This is a genomic window from Plantibacter sp. Leaf314 (genome assembly GCF_001423185.1).
Taxonomy (GTDB): Bacteria; Actinomycetota; Actinomycetes; order Actinomycetales; family Microbacteriaceae; genus Plantibacter.
Genome location: NZ_LMOB01000001.1, coordinates 546249 through 568785, shown reverse-complemented (window position 1 = coordinate 568785; position 22537 = coordinate 546249). Strand labels below are relative to the sequence as shown.

Below are 22537 nucleotides of genomic sequence, written 5' to 3'. Positions count from 1 at the left end.
GCCGGGATCGAACCGACGACATCCACGGTGTAAAGACTCCCGCGTCGGACGGCTCCGCGTGTTCTCGGGGTTCGGTGCTTGCTCGAAGGCGCCCGTGGAGTCTCACATTGCACAGCGCGGGGACGCCTCGGGGACGCGCTGGATGCGCTGACCAAGTCGCTATGCCGCGCAGACCCACCCCGCCACATTGACTGCACATTTGGGCAAACAAGTCGCCAAAATGGAGCAGCGATGGAAGGCGACGACGCTCTCTGGTGGTGTGTGCCAGGAGGTTGGATCTTCATCGTCCAATCTCTCCCCGACGACGAGACTGTCGGTGGTCGTTCCTACACTCGTGGTCATGATCAGTCCAGGACGAACGCCTGAGTTGCCACTGCCCCGTCCTGCCAAGGAAGCCGTTGGAGAGATAGCCGCGATGGGTGTCCTTGGGGTGTTCATTCCGCCCGCGAGTAATCCACGTTATCGGTCGTATTCCCGGGTAGTTATTCACAGGCCGAATCGGCCCACATCACGCCAGAAATGAGACGCAGATGAATCCCCTGCCACGACCCGAAAAAGGTGGTTTCATCGCGCGCATCGGGCGACGGTTCGGCACAGAATCGGTCGTGGTCATCCACGAGGGCGTTCGGCACGAACTCGAAGCACAGGTGCAGGCGCACAGCGCATTTTTCGACATCACCGCGCCCGTGCACGACGGCGACACGATGGAGCTGAGCGACCCGCGCAGCACCACGGGCGGCACACGAACCGTCTACATCACGACTACCGACGTGAACAAGGCACCGAGCAACATGCCCTCGCACGCATCCCATATTGAGGCGAAGTTCACCACCAGCCCGCCACGGCCGGTCGAACCCGCACAGCACGTGCACGGTGATCAGTACGTCATCACCGGCTCACACAATGTGAACGTCGTGACGCGAGGCGGGACACTCAACCAGACCTCGACTGTGACACCCGGGTACGAGGAGCTGGCGCAGAAGATCCAACAGGCGCTCGACGCCCTCAACGCGGCCGGTGATCTGGACGAGGACGAACGCGAGGCCGGTCGCCATGCCGCAACCATCGTGCTCGACGAGATCGTGCAGACAGAACCCAACCAGCGGAAGGTGAAGGGGGCGCTCGCCACCCTTCGCGGCGTGCTCGGCTCGGCCGCGAATGCTGGTGCCGGAGCACTCACGGCCGCACTCGTCGCGCAACTGTTCGTCTAGTCCTCCGATGAACGAAAGCATGCAGCGGCGAACGGTCATGCTGCTGGCCGTGGCAGCAAGCATGAGCATTGCCCTCGCGGGATGCGCAGCCGAAGAGGTCGATCCGCTCGCTGTCACGAATAGTGCCACAATCACCGATATCACCGACAACACCGCGACCGGCTACTACACGGTCGATACCGCCCGGCTGACGACCACAGCCGTCGGCACCGAACTCACGCTCGATTTCACGATCAGCAACGCCAACAGCATCAAATTCAGCCCCGTCTCCACGATCACCTTCACGGATGGGACCGTGCTCGTGTGTGAGGCCGACGGACCGCGCGAGGTTCCTTCCCTGGTGGCCTCGACCGACTCATGGGATTTCGCCTGCGATGCCGATGATTTCCCCGCCGACAGCGCTGAAGCTGCATTGGTTGTGATCGACGCCTACAACTAGGGCTGCGATGCAACCAGAGCACAGTCAACGCTCGCGAGGGGCCCGAGCTGAACAACTCGGGCCCCTCGCTGCTCACGCAGCTTTCCGGTGGCGCAGCCCAATCAGGACGTCTACGACGACGAAGGCCGCGAGACTGATCCCGAGGAGCGGCAGGAGCGTGCCGATGCCGGCCGCGACCACGAGGACGGCGACGATGCCCCACCAGGGTGCGCGGCGGAGCGCTCCGCGTGCCGGGGTGCGGCCGACGATGCGGCCGGGTTCGCGGGTGGGCCGTCGCTGCCACCACATGACGTAACCCCAGACCACCATCGCGATGATCCCGGACGCGAGAGCGAAGAGGAGCAGCTGGTTCGGGAGGCCGAACATGGAGCCCATGTGGGTGTCGATCCCCCAGCGGGTGAGCTTCGCGGCGAGGTTGAAGTCCTTGAAGTCGACACGGTCGGTGACTTGCATGGTCTGTCCGTCGATCGCGACGGCGTCGACTTCGGTCGGGAAGCTGCGCTGGATCTCCTGCACCACCCATGCCGTGCCGGCAGTGGCCGGCGGTTTGATCTCGACGAGACCGGTATTGACGTTGACTTCGCGAGCGATGGAGAGCACCGCGTCGAACGTCGCAGGGTTCGCCGTCACTGCTGGGCTATCTGACGTGGGTGCGGCGCCACCGCCATGCCCACTGTGCCCTGCGTGCTCATCGGCCGGTGCGGATTCGCCGCTGAGGTCGGTGGTGACCGATGGGGTGGACCAGTCGAAGGCGGCACGGATGGTGCCGACGTTGCCGCCCCCGTACTGGGACCAGGTGATGCCGGTGGCGGAGAGGAACAGTGCGCCGACGAAGAGCCAGATGCCAGTGGAGGTGTGCCAGGAGAGGATGCGCCGGTACCCCTTGGCTCGGTTGTTCGGCCGGACGAAGTACTTCTTGGTGCGGGCTTTGCGGATGCGGGCGATCCAGAGGCCGAGGCCGGCGAGGGCGATGACACCGAGCCAGGAGGCGGCGAGCTCGCTGTAGAGGCGTCCGACCTCGCCGAGGTGCAGGTTGCGGTGCAGCTGATCGATCCAGGTGCGCAGCGGCAGTGCTCCGCTGGTGCCGTACGCGGTGAGGTCGCCGCGGATCTGGGCGGTGGCCGGGTCGACGAACACGGCGCGGGTCTCGCTCTCGCCGAGCCCGTCGCCGGTGTACATGACGCGGGTGGTGTCACCGGGGTTCGGCGCTGGGCGCACGGCGACGATGGTGTCCTGGCCCTTCGTGTACGCGTTCGCGGCTTCGATCTGGTCGGCGAGCGGCAGGTATTCATCGGCTTCCGGTGCGTGAAGTTGCTCGGCGTACACGAGCTGCTCGAGTTGCGGGGTCAGGGCGTAGAGCGCGCCGCTCGTCGCCGCGACGAGGATGAACGGTCCGACGAAGATCGCGGCGTAGAAGTGGAGACGGAGCAGCAGCTGCGGGAACCACCCTCTACTCTGGTTCGGTTTCGGGGGTGGTCCATCGGCGTGGGGTTCGTCCACTGGTGGCCGGGTCATGGTGGTCATGCGGTGTCCTGTTCTGCGGTGCTGGTGTAGAAGGTGCGCGGGTGGGTCAGCTGAGGAGGGTGTCGCCGATGTAGCCGCCGTCCGTGCATCCGGGTGGGATCGCGAAGACGGCGGAACCGATCGGGGTGGTCCACTCGTTGAGGAGGTCGAGCTGGTCGAGGCGTCGTTGGATGGGCACGAATTGCTTGGTGACGTCGGCCTGGTAGGAGACGAACAGCAGCCCACTGTTGGAGATCTCGGCGCCCGTGGGCGCGTGATCGTAGTTGTAGCCGCGCCGGTAGATGCGCTCGGCGGTGTTCTCGGAGCGGGCCCTGCGGATGTGGGAGAACTCGGGGATCACGGGGAAGCCGATGCTGGTCTTGGCGTCGAAATCGGGTTCGTCGTGCTCGTGCGTCCCGGTGAGTGGTGCGCCGTTGGCGAGCGTGCGTCCGACGGACTGCTCACGGCCGCCGCGGTCGAGACGGTCCCATTTGTCGAGGTTCATGCGGGTGCGGCGGAGCACGAAGCTCGTGCCGCCGGCGAGCCAGCCCTCGGTGTTCCAGACGAGTGCGGCGAAGTCGTCACCGTCGGGAGCTGGGTTGGAGGTGCCGTCGACCTGACCGAAGAGGTTCCGCATGGTCGTGCCGGGCTTCTCGGATCCGTGCGCGCGGCGGAACCCGGTCTGGGTCCAGCGGACGGTCGCGAAGCTGCGGGTGTCCTTCAGCAGCATCCGGGTCGCATGGGCGACGGTGAACGCGTCGTCGGCGGCGATCTGCAGGAGGAGGTCGCCGTCGTTCCAGGCAGGGTCGAGCTGGTCGATGGTGAACGCAGGGAGTGGGCCGAGCCAGGCGGGCTTCGCTGACGCGTTCGCGGCGCGGGTGACGAACTCGGGTCCGAACCCGAAGGTGACCGTGAGCCGTGCCGGAACGGTGCCGAGCTCCGGTTCGGAGTCGGCCAGGGCAGGCAGGCCCTGGGTGAGGCGAGCGGCGTCGTCGGTGAGGATCTGCATCATGCGCCGCAGCGCATCGCGATCGGTCTCCGGGTGCAGGTCGAGCGCGATGAAGGTGGCATGGGCCTGCGGGGTGGTGGCGATACCGGCCTGATGGGTGCCGTAGAACGCGACGGTCTCCTCACCGTTCAACGCGGCTTCGGTCTCGGTGGTCGCCGGTGCGTCGCTGCCGCGGTTGAGGAGGGCGTCGGCGCCGATGGCTGCCGCCGCGCCGAGGCCGGCGACGGCTCCTCCGAAGAGGAGCCCCCGCCGACTGACGCCAGACCGGCCCGGTTGGGGTGTCTGGGGTTCGGTCACTTGCTGTCGCCGCCCATGTCCATGTCGTCGCCCTCGTAGTTCTCATTGGCGCCGGAGTAGTCCTTCGCCGGGACGGTGAAGTCGTAGGTGGAGTCGTCGGAGAACGTGAGGGTGAAGGTGATCTCGTCGCCCGCCTTGATCGAGTTCACGAGGTCCATGAGCATGATGTGGTTGCCGCCGGGCGCGAGCGTCAGGCTCTTGCCGGCGGGGATGGTGAAGCCGCCAGACTTCTCGCGCATGACCATTTCGCCGGACTCGTTCTCGACCGTTTCGTGCAGCTCGATCATGTTCGACGCCTTGGTGGTAGCCGAGACGACCGTGACGTCCTGGTCGCTGCTGTTCTCGAGCTCGCCGAACGCTGCGGACATGCCCTCGTCGGCGGCCTTGACCCAACCGTTCTCGATGGTGACGGAGTCACCTGCCGGCGTGGTCTCCGCGGTGCTACCGGCGGCGGTGCTGCAGCCGGTGAGGGCGATGATCGCCGCTGCGGTGAGGGCGAGGAGCTTGCTGGTGGTGCGTGCGTGCATGGTGATGCCTTTCTTGGTGGGATGCTGCTGGATCGGATGCTGGACGTGCGGTGGTGTTGTCGTCACTCTGATCGGGTTCCGGACGCGGCTGAGGGGCGGCGTTTGCGCCAGACGGTGAACGCCCAGAACGCGAGGACGGCGATCGCCGCGCCGCCGATCCCGATCAGTACTGGCCGGAGAGCCGCGGCGTCGTCTTCGGGGCCTGCCGTATCGGTCGCGGCTGCCGCGCTGGGTGAAGGTGTCGTCGTCGCGGGTGCGCTTTCGACGGGTGCGGCGTCACCGACGGTGAAGGGGATGAGCCCACTGATGGGGTGGCCGTCGGCGGAGACGACGCGCCAGCGGATCTCGTACGCACCGGTCGGGAGGGTGTCGTCGATGCGCGCGGTGACGTCGGAGCCGTTCAGGATCGGTTCGCCGGTGATCCAGTTGTGCTCGTCCTGGTCGACGAGCAGCACGATCGCGCCGATCGTCAGGACGCTGTCCGAGTACTGCAGGGTCACTTCCGTCGGCGACGCGTCGAGCGCCGCACCGTCGCCGGGCGTGCTCGCGAGGAGCTGGTCGTGCGCGGACGCCGGCGCGGCGCCGAGCGTGAGCGGTATGGCGACGGCCAGGACGCTTGCAGCGAGCAGCAGCGCAAGGCGTCTTAGGCGGGTTGGTGCGGGTGCTGTCACGGATGGTCCTTTCGAGGGGCCTGGTGTGGTCGTGATGCGGGCGGGACGGGCGTTGTCGTCTGCCCTGGTCCGCGCTCGGCTTCGAGGTCGCAGCGGTTCGCGGCACGTTCGTCACTCCGCAGTTACCGGAGGTGGCAAGGAGGCGCCGTCGACGCCGGCGCTCCACGCGATAACGCCGATGAACGCATGACCGACGAGGAGAGCCGGCAGGCTCAAACCCTGCGGCTCAGCTCACCGGGCGAACGTTGCGGCAACACGTGAAGGCGCAGCAGGCACGGGCGCGGACAAGGCGGCACTCAGGTGCGCGGCGCACCTGGACAACGAACGGCCGAGGCCAGTCGTCGATGGAGGTGTCCTATGCGCGCGCAGCGGTGATCGTCAACCGAGCGCACAGCTCAGCGAGGTCGTGCCGTGATGTCAGAGGAAGGACAGCGCCGGAGGTCCGCGCAGGGCGGTCGTCTCCGGATACACGCCGAGTGGGCGCAGGATCGGCATGTCGGTCCGGGGCGACACGCGCGCGGGTAGCGCCGGCGATGCCAGGGCCGCGAGGACGGCGGGCACCAGCCGTGTGAGCACGAACTCCTTGATCGCCGCGCCCGTTGACAGCAGCGTCTCCGCACGGTGGAGCGCGGCGATGGTCACGACGCCGGCGACGATGTGCGCGAGCCACATGCCGGCACCGCCGTGCCCGTCGTGCATCATCGGCATTGATGACACATCGAGGGTGACAGGCGATCCGTGGGAGAGATGACCGCTCGGCATCGCCATCGGAGGGCTGCCGTGGGTGGCGCCGAGCACGAAGAGTGTGTGGAACAGGACCTGACTCACCGCGACCGAGAGCGACAGGCGGATGATGGACAGCCGTCGGCCAGCCAGCAGCACGCAGACAAGCGTCGAGAACATCAGCGGCACGACGATGCCCAGAACGCCAGGCATGGAGCCCCCGCCGGCAATGTGCGACAGCAGCGCGACGAACGTCGAGAATGCCGCAGCGACCACACCACGAAGGGTGCGGATCGAGCGGGCGGACGACATGCGTTCATTGTCGCAGACGGGCACCGCAGGAACCGCTCCGAGCCATCCAGCTCGTATCCGACCCTGTTTGATCCTGCACGCTCGATCCGATGGCTTAGAGCCGGAATGACGCGTCGTAACATGGGTATCGGTCATATTCCCGAAGAGTTATCCACAGACAAGGAAGCCTCGATCGCGGTCTGAGAATTCACGATCCGAAACGCCCGCGGCACCTGGTCAGTGCCACGGGCGTTTGCGTATGGGTCAGCCTCGGTCTCGCGCCATCCCTGCTTCGGTGTTGCGGGTGCCGACGGCAATTCCGTGGGGTGAGGCCGCCTCGATCCGTTCGAGGTCGCTGGTGGTGAGCGCGATGTCCGTGGCGGCGACATTCTCCTCGACCCGGGATGCCTTCGTGGTGCCGGGAATGGGGACGGTGCCAGCCTGGATGAGCCACGCGAGAGCGAGCTGCGCGGTGGTAACGCCCTTCTCGTTGGCGATGACTCCGAGTGCATCGACGACGCGGAGGTTCGCATCGATGGCTTCGTCTGAGAACCGGGGAAGATTCCGGCGGGCGTCACCCTCGGGCAGGTCGTCTTTCCGGGTGACGGTGCCGGAGAGGAACCCACGGCCGAGCGGGGAGAACGGCACGAACCCGATGCCGAGCTCCGAAGCGGTGTCGAGGACGCCATTGTGCTCGGCGTCACGCTCGAAGAGGCTGTACTCAGACTGGATCGCGGTGATCGGGAACGTCACGTGCGCTCGTCGCAGGGTTTCTGCTGAGGTTTCTGAGACGCCGATGTATCGGGCCTTGCCTGCGGTGACGGCGTCGCTCATGGCACCGATGGTGTCCTCGATCGGCACGTTCGGGTCGGCGCGGTGCAGGTACCAGAGGTCGACATGGTCGGTGCCGAGGTGGCCGAGCGACCGGTCGATCGCGCGACGGGCGTGCTCCGGGGACCCGTCAAGGCCGATCGGGGTGCCATCGTCGGTGAAGTCTGTGGCGAACTTCGACGCGACGACCACCCGGTCCCGGTCGGCACCGAGAGCCCGGCCGAGCAGCTGCTCGTTCTCGAACGGCCCATACGCCTCTGCCGTGTCGAACAAGGTGATTCCGAGGTCGAGTGCTCGGCGGATGGTCTCGACGGAGCCGGCTTCGGTGGCGCCGCCATAGAAGGCGCTCATCCCCATGCACCCGAGTCCGAGCGCGGATGTGACGAGGCCTTGGGAGCCGAGAGGAATCTGCTGCATGCGTGTTCTCCGTTCACCGCCGGGTCGACCCGGACGACCCAACTCTCGACCCTGGTGCGCACACCATGTCAAGTGGGACACTCAGGGCATGCTGCTTCCCGAGGTCCACGTCGACGAGCCCGTCACGATCAGCGTCGCCGCTGAGCTGCTCGGCATCACGGTCGACACGATCCGCTACTACGAGAAGGAAGGCATCGCGCCCGCGCCCGGCCGTGGTCCGGACGGATGGCGTCGGTACGACACGGCTGCGCTGACTTGGCTCGCCGGAACGCTGATGCTCCGCGGCACAGGGATGAGCGTCCAGGAGATGCGCGAGTACGCGGCCGCGTACCGGGCCGGCGCTGACGATGCCGAACGACTGGCCCTCCTCGAAGAGCACCACGCGGCCGTCCTCGAGCGACAGGCCGAGGTTCAACGGCACCTCGCAGCGCTGGAACGCAAGATTGCCGCGTACCGCCAGGCCATTGCCACGACGAGTTCCAGCGCGCAGCCCGCGGCCCGAACGCGCTGACGGCACACGTATCTGGCCCCACGCACAACGGGTCTCGAGATGGCCCGGAGTGTGCTGAGAGCTACGCTGGGCGCGACAGGGCCCCGCCTGTCGCAGGTTCCTGGTCACACGCACACCGCGTGTTGGCCAGGAGCCGTTCTCAGCGCAGCGGACACCCGCTGGGCAGCCTGCAGCGTCGTGGTCGCCGGTATCGGTTCGCGGTCGCAACAGCTCCTTGCGCCCCGTGTGTGGCAGGCCTACTATCGCTCCCGACCGGGGCAGCGTTGCCAGTACGGATTCGGGTTCCGCGTGTGCCGCCCCGCCGTCTGTCCGCTGAGGCGCTATGAGAGGGTGCCCGGTTCGACCGTCGCTTCTCGGGTCAGCGCGGCGATCCACTGTGTGGTCGCGGCCGGGAAGTAGTAGCCGTCTGGCCAGCTCGTCACCCACGAGGAGCCGGAGGTGAGGCGCCCGCCGACACTGACGATTTCTGCTCGGGCGTCCGCGGGCAACGAGGACCCGTTGTGCTCGATCAGGTACTGCCGGGTGGTGGGTTTGAGTTTCGGCCACCACCGTTCGATGTTCATCATTGCTCCGCTCGTGTTGCACCGAATCACCGGCGCTGGTGAAACAGATGACCCGCCACTCAACGCTGAAGGGCGGGTCACTTGGTTTAGGCGCGGAGACTCTTGCCCCGCTGTCTCTCCGGACCCTAGCCATCCGATGCGGGCTCTCGCCGGGTGATGACCTGTTCGGAGCCTAGACCCAGCGAACACGCGGCGTCCGATCAGATTTGCGGCCGATACCGGAAACGATCGTTTCCGGTATGGACGCGAAAGTGGCGCCGGACCCATGGTCCAACGCCACCACATGTTCTGAGATCCTAAATCCCCATGTCACGAAGCCACTGTTGAACCGAACGGGGAGTGACGCCGAGTAGCATCTGCGCGGACCGGGACTCGTCGATGCGCTCGTCGGGCATCGACCATCGTGCGTGGTACGACGCGATGACGGGCTCAACGCCCGCGGCCCCGAAGAGTGGGGTGATCAGCTTCCCGTAGTCGTCGGGGTTCTGGCTCTCGAAGTTGACCGGAGTGTTCAGGTGTGCCGAGAATCCCTCAGCGAGGTCGTCGCCGAGCAGGGCCGGCAGTGCACCTGCGGTGACAACGCCCTGCACGTCGACGTTGTCGGTGAGGAGCTGCACTGCGATGTCAGCCATGTCCAGGTGGGAGATCCACGAGATGGCGTAATCCTCACGGATCGGGTAACGAAGCTTCCCCTCTACGCGGGCGGGGTCGAGGGTGACCGGCAACAGCAAGTTCTCGAGGAACGTCTTCGGAGTGATGACGGCGTAAGACACTCCTGACTTCTCCAGTCTGTCGTGGAGGATGCCGTGCGCAGTGCGGCTGCCATCGGGCAGGGCCAGCGGGTAGCCGCTGGTCGAGAACACGACTCGCTTGGGGCGCGCCTTCGCGACCGCGTCGCCGATCGCCGTCGCGAACGTTACCTGCTGGTCCGGGCTTCCCAGGGGTAGGTGAACGAAGACACCGTCTGCGCCTTGGTACGCCTCGGTGAGGGACGCCGCCGAATCGAAGTCGACGGAGACAGCCTTCCCGTCGATCTTCGCTGTGTCGCGCACCGCCGCAGTGGTGTCGTGGCCTGCTGCGTGCAGGAGGGAGAAGATGGGGGCGCCCTGAGCGCCCGTTGCACCGTGAGTGATGAATGTCATGAGACCATTAGTGCATAGGATGCACTGGTTACTTCAAGTGCACTAAGGAGGCATCATGGGATTCACAGCACAGACCTGGCCGGCGTGCGGGATCGCCCGATTTCTGTCGCTTCTTGAGGGGCCGTGGGCGACCTTGATCGTTCGAGAGCTGCTTAATGGGTCGCTTCGTTTTGGCCAGCTGAAGGATGCGCTGCCAGGGATCAGTGCTCACACGTTGACGGATCGGCTGCGTCGCTTCGAGACCTATGGAATCGTCACTCGAACCTCGCACCCGGAAATCCCTCCCCGAGTGGAGTACGAGCTCACCGACCTGGGCCAGGGCCTACGGCCCGTCCTTGACGCGATGAACGCCTGGGCAATGACCGTTCCAGCAGCGGCAGACGAAGAAGATGCTGTCGCGTTCCCGGCATCCTGCACTGGTGTGGTTTACCAGCCGACCACGCACTCCTGACGCAGGGCGTAGCGGTCAGCTGAAAACGATTGTTTCTGAGCACTCGCCTGTTGGTCCGGTGCGGTTGGCGAAGTTCCGCACACTTCGGGTGCTCAGAACTTGTTGTCGAAACCCAACCTGCGAGGTTCAACTGACCGGTGTTCGCTCCCGAACCAGCCGAGGGACGAGTCGCACGAACACGACCATGCCGACCAGCTCTACGAGGGTCTGCGTGACGATCACCACGGGCGCAATCGCCAGCGACGCGGGTAGCGCGAGCGCGAGCGGGAGGACGACGAGGCTGTTCCGAGTGGCACCGCTGAACACCAGGGCTCGGGTTGCCGGGACGTCGAGGCCGAACAGGCGCCCGGCGCCCGTGCCGACGAATGCCATGACGATCAGGAACGCCGCGTACAGCGGCACGAGCACGAGCAGTTGCAGGGCCGCGGTGCTCACAGCTCCCGCTTGCGAGGCCACGACGGTGAAGAGCGTGGCGACCATCAGCGGCACCATGAGCGTCAGCATGGTGCGCTCGATCCCACGTCCGATCCGGTGCCGCTTGGCAAGCCGCTGCGTCACGGCGGCCGCGGTCAGCGGCAGCACGATGAGCAGCAGGAACGCGCGCACGAACGGGCCGAGCTCGACAGCCGCGACACCGCTGGGACCGATGAACAACAGCAGGTAGACCGGCAGCAGCAGGATCTGCGCGAGCACCAGTAGCGGAGCAGCCGCGAGCAGGCGCTCCGAGGCTCCTCCGGCGAGGCCGGCGAACACGATCACATAATCGATGCACGGCGTCAGCAGCACCAACAGCACCCCGAACAGCAGCGCCGGTTGATCCGCGACGAACCGCGACAGTCCGTAGGCGACGAGCGGCACGATGATGAAGTTCACCACGCCGACCGCGGCGAGGAACCGGACGTCGCGGAGCGAGCGGCCGATCGCGGCGAACGGCACCCCGAGGAACGTCGCGAACAGCAGTAGCGCGAGGACCGGCTCGATCGCCACTTCCAAATGATGCGCGCCGGGTAGCAGCAGGCCGAAGACGCCGCCAGCAGCGATCGCCGCGAGGTAAAGGACGATCTGGTGACGTTCCAGCCACGGCACGATCGCCGTCACGAGCTGGGATCGAGCGTTGAGGGGCACGAGGCTCAACCGTAAACGTTCGAGCCGCTGGAAGGTCAATCGGGGTTCCCGGCCGTAGGATCGGCGCATGCGCATCTCGGAGGTCAGCAAACGCACCGGCGTCGCACCGACCGCACTGCGCTACTACGAGAGCATCGGCCTGATCGCTCCCGGCCGCACCCTCAGCGGTTACCGCGACTATGACACCGCGGTGCTCGGGCGGCTCGATCTGGTCGAAGCGAGCAAAGAACTCGGCCTGCCATTTGCTGACATCGGTCGGCATCTCCGGTCGCTGGAGGACGACTCCTGCACCGACGTCCGCGACCAGCTCCGCCCACTTCTGGCGGAACGGGTGCGGCAGATCGACGAGAAACGCGCCCGCCTCGACCAGGCCGATCATGGGCTCGCAGCGTGTCCAGACCGCGACGACCACTGCTCAACGGAGTGCGTGTTCCGCACCCGGACCACACCCGCTGTCGAAGTCAGGTAGCGCTTCACCGACCGAGCATCCCCGCCCACGCCTGCGTGGACACCTGCATGACGTCCCACGAGGAGTCGAGCGGCGGCGCGTAGGAGAGGCAAAAACCGAACGCAATCGGTTCCGGGCAGCGTACGGCTCCGCTCCGAATGCGTTTGGTCGCTGCCCGCTAGCAACGTTCGCACCTGCGGCAGGCCGTCATCGTGGTCATGGTCGCCAGCGTAGCCATGACTGCGGTACTGACGCGCGAACAACCGGTGAGGGTTCAAGCGCCGTGGGTCGATCCTCAGTACACGCTCTTGATCACGAAATACGAGCCGCGGATGGTGCCGGCGAGTTTCGACTTCTGGCGGGCGAACTTGAACCTCGACTCGAGTTCGGCCGGCACGTCCATACCGTCGGAGAGCTTGAACCCGACGGCGCGTTTCCCACCGTCCTCGATCGTGTACATGACGTTGATGGAGAGTCCGGACTCGTAAAACACATAGGACATGTCGATGCCCTCCACCTCGAACCTGGTGGCTTCGAGCGGTCTGGATTCGATCGTCAGGCTGCGCTCGTCCTGCAAGATGCGGTGCACTCTTTCGATGATCTCCGGCACTTGGCTCGCGGGGCTGACTGTGAAGACGTGGTCGTACTTGTTCTGGAAGTAGCGGGCCTCGTTGGCCCGCAGTCCGGCCAGTGCCGCAGCCACCGGCGACGACTCGAGCCCGACCTCCGACACCGTGGCGAAATCGACGACGTACGACATTGGTTCCTCCTCGGTTACCGACCCATCCGACTGTAGGGCGAAATGCACACGCGGTGGCCGTCAGCTGGTTTGGGGGCGTTCTTGGATGACCCAGGTGTTCCCGTCGGGGTCGGCGAAGAGGACGAATGAGTTCCAGTCGCCACCTCGGCCCTCGAGGCGGACGCCGTCTTCGAAGTGTGTCACTGGACTCACGTCGACACCGCGGTCGGCCAACTCGGCGCGTGCCTGATCGATGTCGTCGACGACGAGCTGCAGGCCCTCCAGACGGGTCTCGCCAGTCTTGAGTTGGATGCTGCTACGTGAGCCGGGCGGTGTGAGTTGCACGATGCGGAGCTCGTCACTGATCCGGACGTCGAGGTCCACGTGGAATCCGACCTGCTGGGCGTAGTAGTCCTTCGCCTGGTCGACGTCGGCGACGCTGACAGGAACGACTTCGAGACTCCACTGCACCGGGCACTCCTTCGCGACGATCACGGGTTCGAATGCCCGTCGTGCTCCAGTGTGCTCGGCCGGCACGTGTCTCGACAAGCGGGTGTGTCACCGGCAGGTCTGGTGGATCGCGCGTTGGCGTCGGTTCTGTCAGAACTCTCAGGGTGTCGGTGCGCATTCGAGGGCGCAGTTCCGCTGGACGTGCGAGCCTCGGGAGATGATCCACACCGGTCTCTTCGACCCTCAGTCCATCATCCAGAGCAGTGGCGGGTGGGCGCTTGCCGTCGTGTGTCTGATCATCTTCGTCGAGACGGGACTGCTGATCGGGTTCGTGCTTCCGGGCGACACCCTGCTCTTCTTTACGGGTGTGCTGACGTTCTCCGGCGTGATCGGGGTGCCCGTCGCAGTCGTCATTCTCGCGGTCGCCGTGTCGGCGGTCGCAGGGGATCAGCTCGGGTACCTCATCGGGAGGAGGGTCGGCCCTCGGGTCTTCGAGCGGAAGGCCGCGGGACTCATTAGCCGGGCCACCCTCGAGCGCACGAACGGATTCTTCGACCGATACGGTCCCGCGACGGTGACGATCGCGAGATTCGTCCCCGTGGTCCGCACCGTTGCACCGGTCGCCGCAGGAACCGCCCGCATGCACTATCCACGATTCCTGCTCTTCAACATCGTCGGCGGCATCGCCTGGCCGACCCTGCTGATCCTCGCTGGGTTCTTCCTCGGACAGATCCCCGGCGTCGCGGACTTCGTGTCGCAATACATCGACCTGATCCTCGGCGGCATCGTCGTCATCTCCATCCTCTCGATCATCGTCAGCGTGATCCGAAGTCGTCGCGCGGGACGCACAGACAGCTGAACCAGCCGTCCGGGACGCGCGGGCGCACCGCATTCTGTGAGCACCCTCACGAACGCGGGTCGTCAAAGTCAGGCCGGCTGCAGGGTGGAACGAGAGCGTTGACGCATGCCCTCGACACTCGAATCCACTCGCGTCAGTGACCTGCTGCTCAGCAAGGTCCCCCAGATCACCTTGGCCTTCTGGGTGATCAAAGTGTTCTCCACCACCGTTGGCGAGACCGCGGCCGACTACTTCAACGACACGCTCGGCTTCGGCCTGACGGCGACGTCGATCGTGACGGGCGCACTGTTCCTCATCGCCCTCGCGGTCCAGTTCCGGACGCGGCGCTACGTGCCGACGGTCTACTGGATCACCGTCGTGTTGATCAGCGTCGTCGGCACCCTCATCACCGACAACCTCACCGATGTCGTCGGGGTGCCACTGTGGGCGTCGACGCTCGGCTTCGCCGTCCTGCTCGGGGCGACCTTCACGGTGTGGTTCCGGCGCGAGCGGACCCTGTCGATCCACTCCATCGTCACCCGCCGCCGCGAGGCGTTCTACTGGTGGGCGATCCTGTTCACCTTCGCGCTCGGTACTGCGGCTGGAGACTTCCTGTCGGAGGCGCTCGGCCTCGGATACGTGCTCGCCGCAGTCCTGTTCGCCGCGGTCATCGCGGCCGTCGCCATCGCGTATGTCGTCTTCCACGCCAACGCCGTGGTGTGCTTCTGGATCGCCTACGTCCTCACCCGCCCACTCGGCGCATCGCTCGGCGATCTCGCCTCCCAACCGGTCGCGGACGGCGGGCTGGGGCTCGGAACGACCGCCACGAGCGCGGTATTCGGCATCGTCATCATCGCCCTCGTCGTCTTCCTCACAGTGCAGCTCGCGCGTCAGCGTCGACAGCTTGCAGCGTCCGATCCGTCGGCCGTCTCAGCGGCAGCCGACGTCCGGCGGCTCGCTGCGTCCTAGGATGTGGAAACGGGGCCGGGTGGGCATTGCCGGCAACAGGCGGGAGGGGGCAGGTCGTGAGGATCCTCGTCGTCGACGATGAGCACGAGATGACGGAACTGCTCGCTCGCGGGCTGGCGTCCGACGGCCACGAGGTCGTCGAGTCGCACGACGGTATCGACGCCATCGGACTCGCGACGGACACGGAGTTCGAGCTCGCGGTCGTCGACGTGATGCTTCCGGGGATGTCAGGGTTCGAGCTCAGCCGCCGGTTGAAAGAGCTGGATCCCACGATCGCGATCATCCTCCTGACCGCTCGGCACGCCGTCGACGATCGGGTGCGGGGGCTCGACGCCGGTGCCGACGACTACATGGTCAAACCGTTCGACCTGGCCGAGCTGTCCGCGCGCATCAGAGCCGTCCGCCGCCGCGACGCGCTGCACGCACCCGCCCGCATCCTGCTCGGCGACCTGACGGTCGATCTCGCACGCCATCGCGCCCGGCTGGGCGATCGGGAGATCCCACTGAGCCGCACGGAGTTCGACGTGCTCCGTGTCCTCGCGCTTCGCGTGGACGACACCGTGACCCGCGCGGACATCCTCGCAGAGGTCTGGGAGACCAGCGAGCACATCGATCCGAACATCGTCGACCAGTACGTGAGTTACTTGCGGCGGAAGCTCGAGCAGAGCGGGGCGGGCGTGCGCATCGTGACCACCCGCGGCGTCGGCTTCCGGCTCGTCGCCTCGAAGGGTCCGTGAGGGTCCCCGTGGCGACGACCCGCAGGCTGATCGACCGTCTCGGCATCCGGATGAGGATCGCCGGGGGCAGTCTCCTCATCGCGATCCTCATCGCAGTCGCCGCGGGCATCGTCCTGAACGCGCAGATCGAACGCATCGTCCGTGACGGCACCAGCTCGGTCCTCTCAAGCGACAGCGCCCCCTACGTCGTCGCCCTGCAGACGGAACCGGACGACTCCTTCGACGCGCCAGGGCCGTCACAACTCGTCGCCGTCCTAACTCCCGACGGTTCGACGCCCATCAACACACTGCCGGCTTCGCTGGCCGACAAGCTGCCGGATGTGGGCGGATCCGGGCAGGCGCACGACGTCCGGGTGGGAGATGCGTCCTTCATCGTCTTGTCGACGACGGTCGCAGTCGCAGGTGGGGACTGGGTTGTGGTGGCCGCCCGAGACGCGCAGGAGGAGACGACCGTTCTCGCGCAGATGCGAACGCTGCTGTTCACGGGCCTCGCGGTGATCGCCGTCGGTGCTGCCGGGACCGCCTGGGCGCTCACGAGTCTGTCCCTCGGCCCAGTCCGTCGCCTTCGCCGGAGTGCTGATGCCCTCAGCGCTGGGTCGTCCTCGGAACTCCTCGCGGTCGGCGAGGCTCGCGACGAGATCTCGGACCTCGCCCGCACGTTGAATGAGCTCATCGAGCGGCTGCGCGACTCCGCCCGCCGGGAACGGCAATTCGTCTCTGACGCCAGCCACGAGCTCCGCACGCCGATCGCGTTGCTGAACACCCAACTGCAGGTCGCGGTCGCTGAGGCGTCATCGGTGGAACAGATGGTGCGAGACGTCGACGGTGCCAGACGAAACGTCACCCGCCTGGCGGCCCTCGTGACCTCCCTGCTGGAACTTTCGGCGATTGAAGCTGCCGACGACGGTGTTCGAAGCTCGATCGGAGCCCTCGGTCGTGAAGCCGATGACGCGACCGACCGTGCTCGGTTCCGCGCACAGGACACGGAGGTCTCGATTCTGTACGACGGGCCGGAGCTCCTGGCGTCCGACGACGGGACCGAGGACACTGGCAGCTTCCCGATCGGCGCTGAGGCGTTCGGACGCATCCTCGACAACCTGCTCAACAATGCACTGCGCGCCGTCGGCCACGGCGGGGTGATCGACGTCCAGCTGGCCGTTGGAGGAGGATTCGCGTGGCTCCTCGTAACTGACACCGGCGGCGGGATGGACCCGGCGTTCGAGCCGTTCGCACTCGACCGCTTCACCCGTCAAGATGCCTCGCGGACCGGCGGTCAAGGAACCGGTCTCGGACTCGCGATCGTCGCCGCACTGGTTCGGAACGCTGGTGGCAGCATCGAGCTGGACAACCGGCCGGGCGACGGGCTGACGATCCGCATCGGCCTGCCTGCCGTTCAGGCGGCGCCGTCGCACGACAGCTGACCGGCGCCGCCTGAACGTTTTCCGGCGGGCATCGGGTTGCGGGTGTGGCGTCGCGCTAAGACGGCGACGAGTCCAATCGTGATGGTGAGAGCGACCAGCGTCACCGGACCCGTTCCGAAACCTAGACCGCCTCGCGACGGCACCACCGCGAGCCCGTCCGCAATCGACGCGCCGAGCGGCCTCGTGACGATATACGACGCCCAGAACATCGCGACCGCCGACCAACCCAAGAACCGGTATGCCAGACCCGGTAGCAGGAACAGTACGCCGAAGACGATGGCGGACCCGCCGTAGCCGAGACCGAGGTCGTGCGCGGCGAGGTCACCGACGGCGGTGCCGAGAGCAAAGGTCGCGCACACCGTCGCCCAGTAGAACACCTCCCGCCGCCGGCTCGTGATCGAGTGGATCGACAACGTGCCCTCGGACCGCCACCACACGCCCAGCACCACGGCGAGTGCCACGGCGAACGCCGCCGTCGAGACGATGTACGGCACCCCGACGACGATGTGCGCAACATCGGCGACCATCGTCCCGAACACCCCGATCATGCCCACCAGCAACCAGTACCGCCACACCACGTACCGCGGTGCCTGAAGCTGGATCATCAGACAGGCTGCGAAGAGTGCTGCCGTAGCGAGCACGACCGGCACCGGGTCGAGGCGCACCACCATCCAGTCGGACGCCGTCTCACCGAGCCCCGTGGTCAGCAGCTTCAGCACCCAGAAGACCGCCGTGACCTCGGGTACCTTCGACGCGACGACCGACGCGGGCGCAGGCACAACACTCATGAGCGGGAGCCTGCACGCGCCTCCCGAGAGATGACACGGAAAGCGAGAGCCGAGCTCTGAGAGCACTCTCAGCCCAGCACCCACCCCTCTCGTCGGTGGAACGCCGATGAACAAACATCCCGAGCCACGATGAGATCCGCCGGCGTCACCGCTATCGGCTTTGACCAGCGAGGCGTTTGCGGCGCCACGTTCATCGCGCACGACCTCTCCGCCCACAAACAATGGTGGGTGGGGGCCCGTGTCGGGCCCGCTCGGGTCCATTGCTGCATGAGCTGGACGATGCCGTAACCCGAGCGGCATACCGCCGAGTACGACGGGCATCCCGACTCACCCATGAGCCGGGGTGCCCGTTCGTGACCGTGAGTGTCGCCGAGGATAGAGCGATAGCTGCAGGCCCTCTCTGACAGGACGATGAGAGTTCGGCGAGGCGGAGAGCATTCGGATCGCCAGGGCGTGCCGCGCCAGCGTTCGCCGGCGGGTGGCCGATTCCGAGAGCGCTCCTGGCGTGCTCCCCGGGTTCAGGTGCGCAGCCCGCGCAGTCCGCTGCGAATTTCGCTCGCGAGGAACTCCGGCTGCTCGAGCGCGGCGAAGTGGCCGCCTCGTGGTGCCTCCCCGAAGTGGACGAGGTCGCTGTAGGCGTCCTCGATCCAGGACCGCGGGAGCAGGGGTACATCCTTCGGGAACACGGTGACGGCGACCGGGAGGTGGAGGTGGGGGCCGGACATGGTCGCCGATCGGTTGTCCCAGTAGATACGCGCCGAGGACGCTGCGCTGTTCGTGAACCACGAGATCGCGATCGTGTCGATCATCCGATCGACGTCGATGGCATCCTGGGCGCGGCCGGCGTTGTCGGTCTTCGACTCGTATTTGTCCCAGATCCACGCCGCCTGCCCGACAGGGGAGTCCGCCAACCCGTACCCGAGCGTCTGTGGCACCGTGCCCTGCACGTGGTTCGCGCCGCCGAGCGCTCCCGCGTAGAGAGCGAGTCCGTCCACCGCCCGCCGTTCGGACGCATCGAGGTCGGTCGGGATCTGCGCGGGGAAGGCGTACGGCGTGCTGAGATGCACGCCGAGAAGCCCCTCGGGGCGGGAGGCCCCAAGGGCGGTGGTGACGGCCGCTCCCCAATCTCCGCCGTGTGCCACCCACTCGCGGTACCCGAGTCGTCGCATGAGCGTCGCCCAGGCGGCCGCAATCCGCTCGACAGTCCACCCCGGTGTCGTCGGCTTTCCCGAGAACCCGAAGCCGGGCAGCGACGGAACGACGACATCGAAGGCGTCCTCCGCACGGCCGCCGGACGACACCGGATCCACCAGCGGCTCGATAAGCTCCGTGAAGTCCGCGAACGAACCGGGCCAGCCGTGCGTCAGTATCACGGGCAGCGCGCGTGGGTGGGATGAGCGGACGTGGAGGAAGTGCAGGTCGACACCGTCGATGGTGGTGTGGAACTGTGGGTGGGCGTTGAGGGTCGCCTCGGTCCGTCGCCAGTCGTAGCCATTGCGCCATCGGTCCACGAGCTCCCGCACCCGCTCGAGGCGAACCCCTTGGGAGCGGTCGTCCACGGTCTCGGCCGTCGGCCATCGAACGGAGTCGAGGCGCCGGTACAGATCGTCGAGTTCTCCGTTCGGGACGGCGATGCGGAACGGTCGAATGTCGACGTCGTCCGAAGTGGTGGTCTCATGCATCGGTCTTGCTCCTGCCTGCGCGGTCATTGCACACGTGTGTGCAATCGAGAGTACGACGATTGCACACGCATGTGCAATGATCGATCTCCGGCGATCGCTCTTCAGGAGGCAATGTGACGCAGACCGCAGACCGCATCCTCGACGCTGCAGCCGAGGTGCTGGGAGTCGATCCTGAAGCTGGGCTGGGTGACGTCGCTACAGCCGCGGGCGTGGTCCGTCGCACGGTGTACGGATACTTCCCCAGCCGATCCCACCTCGTGCTGGCACTGACTCGCCGGGCGGCCCTCGAGATCGAGGATGCCATCGGCGCAGTCGACTCCGGTCCGGCGGATGCGATGTGGGCGGCATTCCTCGGAAGGGTCTGGCCGCTCGTGGGCAGGTACAGAGTCCTCGTCGCTCTTCGGCGCGGCCCGCTTGGGGCGGAGATCCATGCTGAACTCGCCCCAGTGGATCGGTCCCTCGCCAAGCTCGTGCGACGAGGTCAGGATGAAGGTGTCTTCGGGGTGCACCTGCCGGCGGCGGTGCTCGGGCAAGTGGCGTGGTCGACGGTGTTCTCCATTGCCGATCACGGCCTCGCGGATGGTGGGCTCGATGCGCGCGCCGTCACGACGTCGAGTCTGCTCCTGCTGGGTGTCACGTCCGACCGGGTGGCCGAGATTCTCGACGCGCCGGCCTAGGGCCTTGCGTCCGACGACGAGGTGGCGTGTCGGGTCGAGGTGGTCTCCCGGTTGAGGCTCCGGGCAGCCCATTCGCGGAGGAGTGCCTGCTCCGCGGGGCTGAGCCCCGGGAGGTCGTCTGCCACGGCACGCAGTTGGATCAGCAGGGCATCGACAGGGCGGGCGGTGACACTGCTCTCATTCGCGACGATGCGCGCGAGCACGGCGTGGAGCATGTCATCTGACAGCGCCGATGCGTGGTCGGCATCGGCCGTCGAGGCGAGGAGGGCCCGGATCGCCCCGTCCCCAGCGGCGCGGATCAGGCCCACTGCTCGCTCCTCGCTGATCGCCAGGAGACCCGCCGACGCGATCGCTAGTACTCGCAGTGCCAGGACGTCGGGGAACTCCGCAGGCAGATCGATTTCGGCTCCATCACTCGCTTGGGTGGGTTCGTTCATCAGGAGGTACAGCCCTCCGTTGGCGAGGCCGAAGTCGATATGTGCCTGCCAGGCGACACGCAGAGCGGAGATGGGATCGGCGTCGTCGTCGGCCACGTCCTTCGAGCGGGCGTACGTTGCCAAGACGTGGGCGGCGACGGCGCGAACCAGACCCTGCTTGTCCTCGAACAACCGATAGATCACGGGCGCCTGGACGCCGGCACGCAGCGCGACCGCGCGGGTGGTCATTGCGCCCGCGCCGCCTTCCGCGATGAGCTCGCTGGCGGCGGTGAGGATCGCCTCCCGGGTGCGACCCCGTTGGCTCTCCATGCTTTGTTCCCTCATGGTCACGACGATACCGCAATGACGTTAGGGGTGATAACATCGGCGCTACGCGAAAAGTGTTATCGATGAAATCACCCACAGGAGGGTCTACCCATGTCCGAGAAGATCACCATCGTCGCCCTCGAGGAGCACATCGCACTACCGCTCGTGCTCGATGCCTGGGAACGCTCCGGCGTGCAGCCGAACCCTCACGCCGGGTGGGGCGATGACCCGTTCGCACGCCGGCTTCGCAGTACAGGGCAGGAGCGCTTGGCTGATATGGACGACCAGGGGATCGACGTCGCAGTGCTCTCGCTGAACTCGCCGGGCGTCCAGAATCTGTCCGGAAGGGACGCGCCGGTCGTCGCCCGCGACGCGAACGATCACCTTGCCGAGATCGTCGCGGAACATCCAGACCGGTTCCAGGCGTGGGCGACGATTCCCACTGCCGACCCGGCCGCAGCGGCGGCGGAGCTCGATCGTGCCGTCACGCGGCTCGGCTTCGTCGGGGCGATGCTCTACGGCCGGACCGCGGAGGTCTTGGCCGACTCGCCCGTTCATGACGAGCTCTACGCGAAGGCCGTCGAACTCGGTGTGCCCCTGCATTTTCATCCGCAGGTACCCGTCCCGGGGGTCATCGACTCCTACTATTCCGGCCTCGGCTCCGCTGGCATGGGTCTGGCGACCGCCGGCCTCGGTTGGTACTACGACCTGGGCGTGCAGTACCTGCGGATGATCTTCGGTGGGGTCTTCGACCGCCACCCGGACCTCCAAGTGGTTGCCGGACACTGGGGCGAGCTGGTCATGTTCTACCTCGACCACACCGGCATCATGGCCCACAACGCGGGCCTTAAACGCCCGCTCCTGGACTACTGGACGCAGAACTTCTGGATCGCCGGGAGTGGCACCGTGTCCGAGCGCTACCTCCGATGGACCGCCGAGGTCGTTGGCACCGAGCGCATGGTCTACTCCACGGATTATCCGTACACGTTCGGCACCCGCCCCGGCGGGTTCCCGTTCCTCGACACCTCTGCCGGCGTCGGTCGCAGCTTCCTCGAGGGCGCACCCTTCACCCACGAGCAGAAGATCGCCATCGGCTCCGGCAATTGGGAGAGGTTGATCGCCCGACGACGGTGAGCGCTCTGACGGATGCTGTGGATTCGTTCGTCGAACCCAGTATTCTGCCGCGTCACCTGCCGGCCAAGACCGAATGGGTTCCAAGCCGGGGGTCTGCCTCGAACAGGGCCTGCGTGCTCTCCATCCGAGATTCTGCAGGTCATGTTCATTTGTTAAGACATTCTGTGTATGCTGGTCGTGGCCTCATCGAACAGCTCACA

25 protein-coding genes are annotated in these 22537 nt (G+C 66.4%); 11 read left to right on the top strand and 14 right to left on the bottom strand.

Annotated elements, in window-relative coordinates; all coding sequences use genetic code 11:
* The first annotated feature begins 605 nt into the window (after positions 1–605).
* Both ASF68_RS02640 and ASF68_RS02635 read left to right on the top strand, forming a co-directional pair.
* On the top strand, positions 606–1211 hold the full coding sequence (locus tag ASF68_RS02640) for a hypothetical protein (RefSeq protein WP_157580168.1): 606 nt from the start codon (positions 606–608) through the stop codon (positions 1209–1211).
* 7 nt (positions 1212–1218) lie between these two features.
* Positions 1219–1650 (top strand): hypothetical protein, encoded by a 432-nt coding sequence (locus tag ASF68_RS02635; protein ID WP_157580166.1) that lies wholly within the window; start codon positions 1219–1221, stop codon positions 1648–1650.
* A 72-nt stretch (positions 1651–1722) separates the two neighbouring features.
* Here the strand turns inward: ASF68_RS02635 and ASF68_RS02630 are convergent, their stop codons facing one another.
* From ASF68_RS02630 to ASF68_RS02605, 6 genes are all read right to left on the bottom strand, one after another.
* Entirely contained in the window at positions 1723–3174 is a 1452-nt protein-coding gene (locus ASF68_RS02630; protein WP_056006429.1) for a PepSY domain-containing protein, read from the bottom strand.
* Positions 3175–3220: 46 nt separating this feature from the next.
* Positions 3221–4459, bottom strand: coding sequence for a Dyp-type peroxidase (locus ASF68_RS02625; RefSeq protein WP_056006427.1), 1239 nt, complete (start codon positions 4457–4459; stop codon positions 3221–3223).
* Positions 4456–4986, bottom strand: a complete 531-nt coding sequence (locus tag ASF68_RS02620) for a copper chaperone PCu(A)C (protein ID WP_056011268.1) — start codon at positions 4984–4986, stop codon at positions 4456–4458. Before ASF68_RS02620 ends, ASF68_RS02625 begins: the two co-directional genes overlap by 4 nt.
* Before the next feature lie 62 nt (positions 4987–5048).
* On the bottom strand, positions 5049–5657 hold the full coding sequence (locus ASF68_RS02615) for a copper resistance CopC family protein (protein ID WP_056006424.1): 609 nt from the start codon (positions 5655–5657) through the stop codon (positions 5049–5051).
* A 417-nt stretch (positions 5658–6074) separates the two neighbouring features.
* Entirely contained in the window at positions 6075–6692 is a 618-nt protein-coding gene (locus ASF68_RS02610) for a hypothetical protein (RefSeq protein WP_056006421.1), read from the bottom strand.
* Between the two features lie 243 nt (positions 6693–6935).
* Entirely contained in the window at positions 6936–7919 is a 984-nt protein-coding gene (locus tag ASF68_RS02605) for an aldo/keto reductase (protein ID WP_056006419.1), read from the bottom strand.
* Positions 7920–8007: 88 nt separating this feature from the next.
* On the opposite strand from ASF68_RS02605, the gene ASF68_RS02600 reads away from it, so the two are divergent.
* The gene (locus ASF68_RS02600; protein ID WP_056006416.1) at positions 8008–8430 is read left to right on the top strand and encodes a MerR family transcriptional regulator; all 423 of its coding nucleotides are present in this window, start codon (positions 8008–8010) and stop codon (positions 8428–8430) included.
* Between the two features lie 320 nt (positions 8431–8750).
* Here ASF68_RS02600 and ASF68_RS02595 read toward each other — a convergent pair whose 3' ends face one another.
* Together ASF68_RS02595 and ASF68_RS02590 are read right to left on the bottom strand one after the other, a co-directional pair.
* Complete coding sequence (locus ASF68_RS02595) at positions 8751–8996, bottom strand: hypothetical protein (RefSeq protein ID WP_056006413.1); 246 nt, start codon at positions 8994–8996, stop codon at positions 8751–8753.
* Positions 8997–9289: 293 nt separating this feature from the next.
* Positions 9290–10135: an SDR family oxidoreductase gene (locus ASF68_RS02590; protein ID WP_056006410.1), complete on the bottom strand. Its 846-nt coding sequence runs from the start codon at positions 10133–10135 to the stop codon at positions 9290–9292.
* A gap of 55 nt (positions 10136–10190) precedes the next feature.
* On the opposite strand from ASF68_RS02590, the gene ASF68_RS18430 reads away from it, so the two are divergent.
* A complete protein-coding gene (locus ASF68_RS18430) occupies positions 10191–10586 on the top strand; it encodes a helix-turn-helix domain-containing protein (RefSeq protein WP_082498453.1) in 396 nt (131 codons plus the stop codon).
* A 126-nt stretch (positions 10587–10712) separates the two neighbouring features.
* Here ASF68_RS18430 and ASF68_RS02585 read toward each other — a convergent pair whose 3' ends face one another.
* Entirely contained in the window at positions 10713–11711 is a 999-nt protein-coding gene (locus ASF68_RS02585) for an arsenic resistance protein (RefSeq protein WP_235526742.1), read from the bottom strand.
* A 67-nt stretch (positions 11712–11778) separates the two neighbouring features.
* On the opposite strand from ASF68_RS02585, the gene ASF68_RS02580 reads away from it, so the two are divergent.
* Entirely contained in the window at positions 11779–12180 is a 402-nt protein-coding gene (locus ASF68_RS02580) for a MerR family transcriptional regulator (protein WP_056006407.1), read from the top strand.
* Positions 12181–12454: 274 nt separating this feature from the next.
* Here ASF68_RS02580 and ASF68_RS02575 read toward each other — a convergent pair whose 3' ends face one another.
* Both ASF68_RS02575 and ASF68_RS02570 read right to left on the bottom strand, forming a co-directional pair.
* Complete coding sequence (locus tag ASF68_RS02575; RefSeq protein WP_056006404.1) at positions 12455–12919, bottom strand: hypothetical protein; 465 nt, start codon at positions 12917–12919, stop codon at positions 12455–12457.
* A 60-nt stretch (positions 12920–12979) separates the two neighbouring features.
* Positions 12980–13369, bottom strand: coding sequence for a VOC family protein (locus tag ASF68_RS02570; protein ID WP_056011263.1), 390 nt, complete (start codon positions 13367–13369; stop codon positions 12980–12982).
* Positions 13370–13565: 196 nt separating this feature from the next.
* Between ASF68_RS02570 and ASF68_RS02565 the strand changes: the two genes are divergently transcribed.
* The 4 genes from ASF68_RS02565 (at position 13566) to ASF68_RS02550 (ending at position 17313) form a co-directional block, all read left to right on the top strand.
* Positions 13566–14207 (top strand): DedA family protein, encoded by a 642-nt coding sequence (locus ASF68_RS02565; RefSeq protein WP_056006401.1) that lies wholly within the window; start codon positions 13566–13568, stop codon positions 14205–14207.
* Positions 14208–14312: 105 nt separating this feature from the next.
* Entirely contained in the window at positions 14313–15155 is an 843-nt protein-coding gene (locus tag ASF68_RS02560; protein ID WP_056006398.1) for a hypothetical protein, read from the top strand.
* Between the two features lie 56 nt (positions 15156–15211).
* Entirely contained in the window at positions 15212–15892 is a 681-nt protein-coding gene (locus tag ASF68_RS02555) for a response regulator transcription factor (RefSeq protein ID WP_056006395.1), read from the top strand.
* An 8-nt stretch (positions 15893–15900) separates the two neighbouring features.
* Entirely contained in the window at positions 15901–17313 is a 1413-nt protein-coding gene (locus tag ASF68_RS02550) for a HAMP domain-containing sensor histidine kinase (protein ID WP_056006393.1), read from the top strand.
* Here ASF68_RS02550 and ASF68_RS02545 read toward each other — a convergent pair.
* Both ASF68_RS02545 and ASF68_RS02540 read right to left on the bottom strand, forming a co-directional pair.
* Positions 17286–18302 carry a hypothetical protein gene (locus ASF68_RS02545; protein WP_200936388.1) on the bottom strand — a complete coding sequence of 339 codons (1017 nt, stop codon included), beginning with the start codon at positions 18300–18302 and terminating at the stop codon, positions 17286–17288. The two genes, ASF68_RS02550 and ASF68_RS02545, sit on opposite strands and share 28 nt — an antisense overlap.
* 317 nt (positions 18303–18619) lie before the next feature.
* Positions 18620–19783 (bottom strand): epoxide hydrolase family protein, encoded by a 1164-nt coding sequence (locus tag ASF68_RS02540; protein WP_056006390.1) that lies wholly within the window; start codon positions 19781–19783, stop codon positions 18620–18622.
* Positions 19784–19896: 113 nt separating this feature from the next.
* Here ASF68_RS02540 and ASF68_RS02535 point away from each other — a divergent pair, with 113 nt between their 5' ends.
* Complete coding sequence (locus tag ASF68_RS02535) at positions 19897–20460, top strand: TetR/AcrR family transcriptional regulator (RefSeq protein ID WP_157580164.1); 564 nt, start codon at positions 19897–19899, stop codon at positions 20458–20460.
* Here the strand turns inward: ASF68_RS02535 and ASF68_RS02530 are convergent.
* On the bottom strand, positions 20457–21221 hold the full coding sequence (locus ASF68_RS02530; protein WP_082498632.1) for a TetR/AcrR family transcriptional regulator: 765 nt from the start codon (positions 21219–21221) through the stop codon (positions 20457–20459). The genes ASF68_RS02535 and ASF68_RS02530 overlap by 4 nt on opposite strands.
* A gap of 93 nt (positions 21222–21314) precedes the next feature.
* Here ASF68_RS02530 and ASF68_RS02525 point away from each other — a divergent pair, with 93 nt between their 5' ends.
* On the top strand, positions 21315–22337 hold the full coding sequence (locus ASF68_RS02525; RefSeq protein ID WP_056006384.1) for an amidohydrolase family protein: 1023 nt from the start codon (positions 21315–21317) through the stop codon (positions 22335–22337).
* The last annotated feature ends 200 nt before the right edge of the window (positions 22338–22537 follow it).

Excerpts from the sequence above, each read along its gene's own strand:
- ASF68_RS02635 (WP_157580166.1), top strand. The coding sequence starts at position 1,219 with ATGAACGAAAGCATGCAGCGGCGAACGGTCATGCTGCTGGCCGTGGCA.
- ASF68_RS02630 (WP_056006429.1), bottom strand. The coding sequence starts at position 3,174 with ATGACCACCATGACCCGGCCACCAGTGGACGAACCCCACGCCGATGGA.
- ASF68_RS02620 (WP_056011268.1), bottom strand. The coding sequence starts at position 4,986 with ATGCACGCACGCACCACCAGCAAGCTCCTCGCCCTCACCGCAGCGGCG.
- ASF68_RS02610 (WP_056006421.1), bottom strand. The coding sequence starts at position 6,692 with ATGTCGTCCGCCCGCTCGATCCGCACCCTTCGTGGTGTGGTCGCTGCG.
- ASF68_RS02605 (WP_056006419.1), bottom strand. The coding sequence starts at position 7,919 with ATGCAGCAGATTCCTCTCGGCTCCCAAGGCCTCGTCACATCCGCGCTC.
- ASF68_RS02600 (WP_056006416.1), top strand. The coding sequence starts at position 8,008 with ATGCTGCTTCCCGAGGTCCACGTCGACGAGCCCGTCACGATCAGCGTC.
- ASF68_RS02595 (WP_056006413.1), bottom strand. The coding sequence starts at position 8,996 with ATGATGAACATCGAACGGTGGTGGCCGAAACTCAAACCCACCACCCGG.
- ASF68_RS02590 (WP_056006410.1), bottom strand. The coding sequence starts at position 10,135 with ATGACATTCATCACTCACGGTGCAACGGGCGCTCAGGGCGCCCCCATC.
- ASF68_RS18430 (WP_082498453.1), top strand. The coding sequence starts at position 10,191 with ATGGGATTCACAGCACAGACCTGGCCGGCGTGCGGGATCGCCCGATTT.
- ASF68_RS02580 (WP_056006407.1), top strand. The coding sequence starts at position 11,779 with ATGCGCATCTCGGAGGTCAGCAAACGCACCGGCGTCGCACCGACCGCA.
- ASF68_RS02575 (WP_056006404.1), bottom strand. The coding sequence starts at position 12,919 with ATGTCGTACGTCGTCGATTTCGCCACGGTGTCGGAGGTCGGGCTCGAG.
- ASF68_RS02565 (WP_056006401.1), top strand. The coding sequence starts at position 13,566 with ATGATCCACACCGGTCTCTTCGACCCTCAGTCCATCATCCAGAGCAGT.
- ASF68_RS02560 (WP_056006398.1), top strand. The coding sequence starts at position 14,313 with ATGCCCTCGACACTCGAATCCACTCGCGTCAGTGACCTGCTGCTCAGC.
- ASF68_RS02540 (WP_056006390.1), bottom strand. The coding sequence starts at position 19,783 with ATGCATGAGACCACCACTTCGGACGACGTCGACATTCGACCGTTCCGC.
- ASF68_RS02530 (WP_082498632.1), bottom strand. The coding sequence starts at position 21,221 with ATGAGGGAACAAAGCATGGAGAGCCAACGGGGTCGCACCCGGGAGGCG.
- ASF68_RS02525 (WP_056006384.1), top strand. The coding sequence starts at position 21,315 with ATGTCCGAGAAGATCACCATCGTCGCCCTCGAGGAGCACATCGCACTA.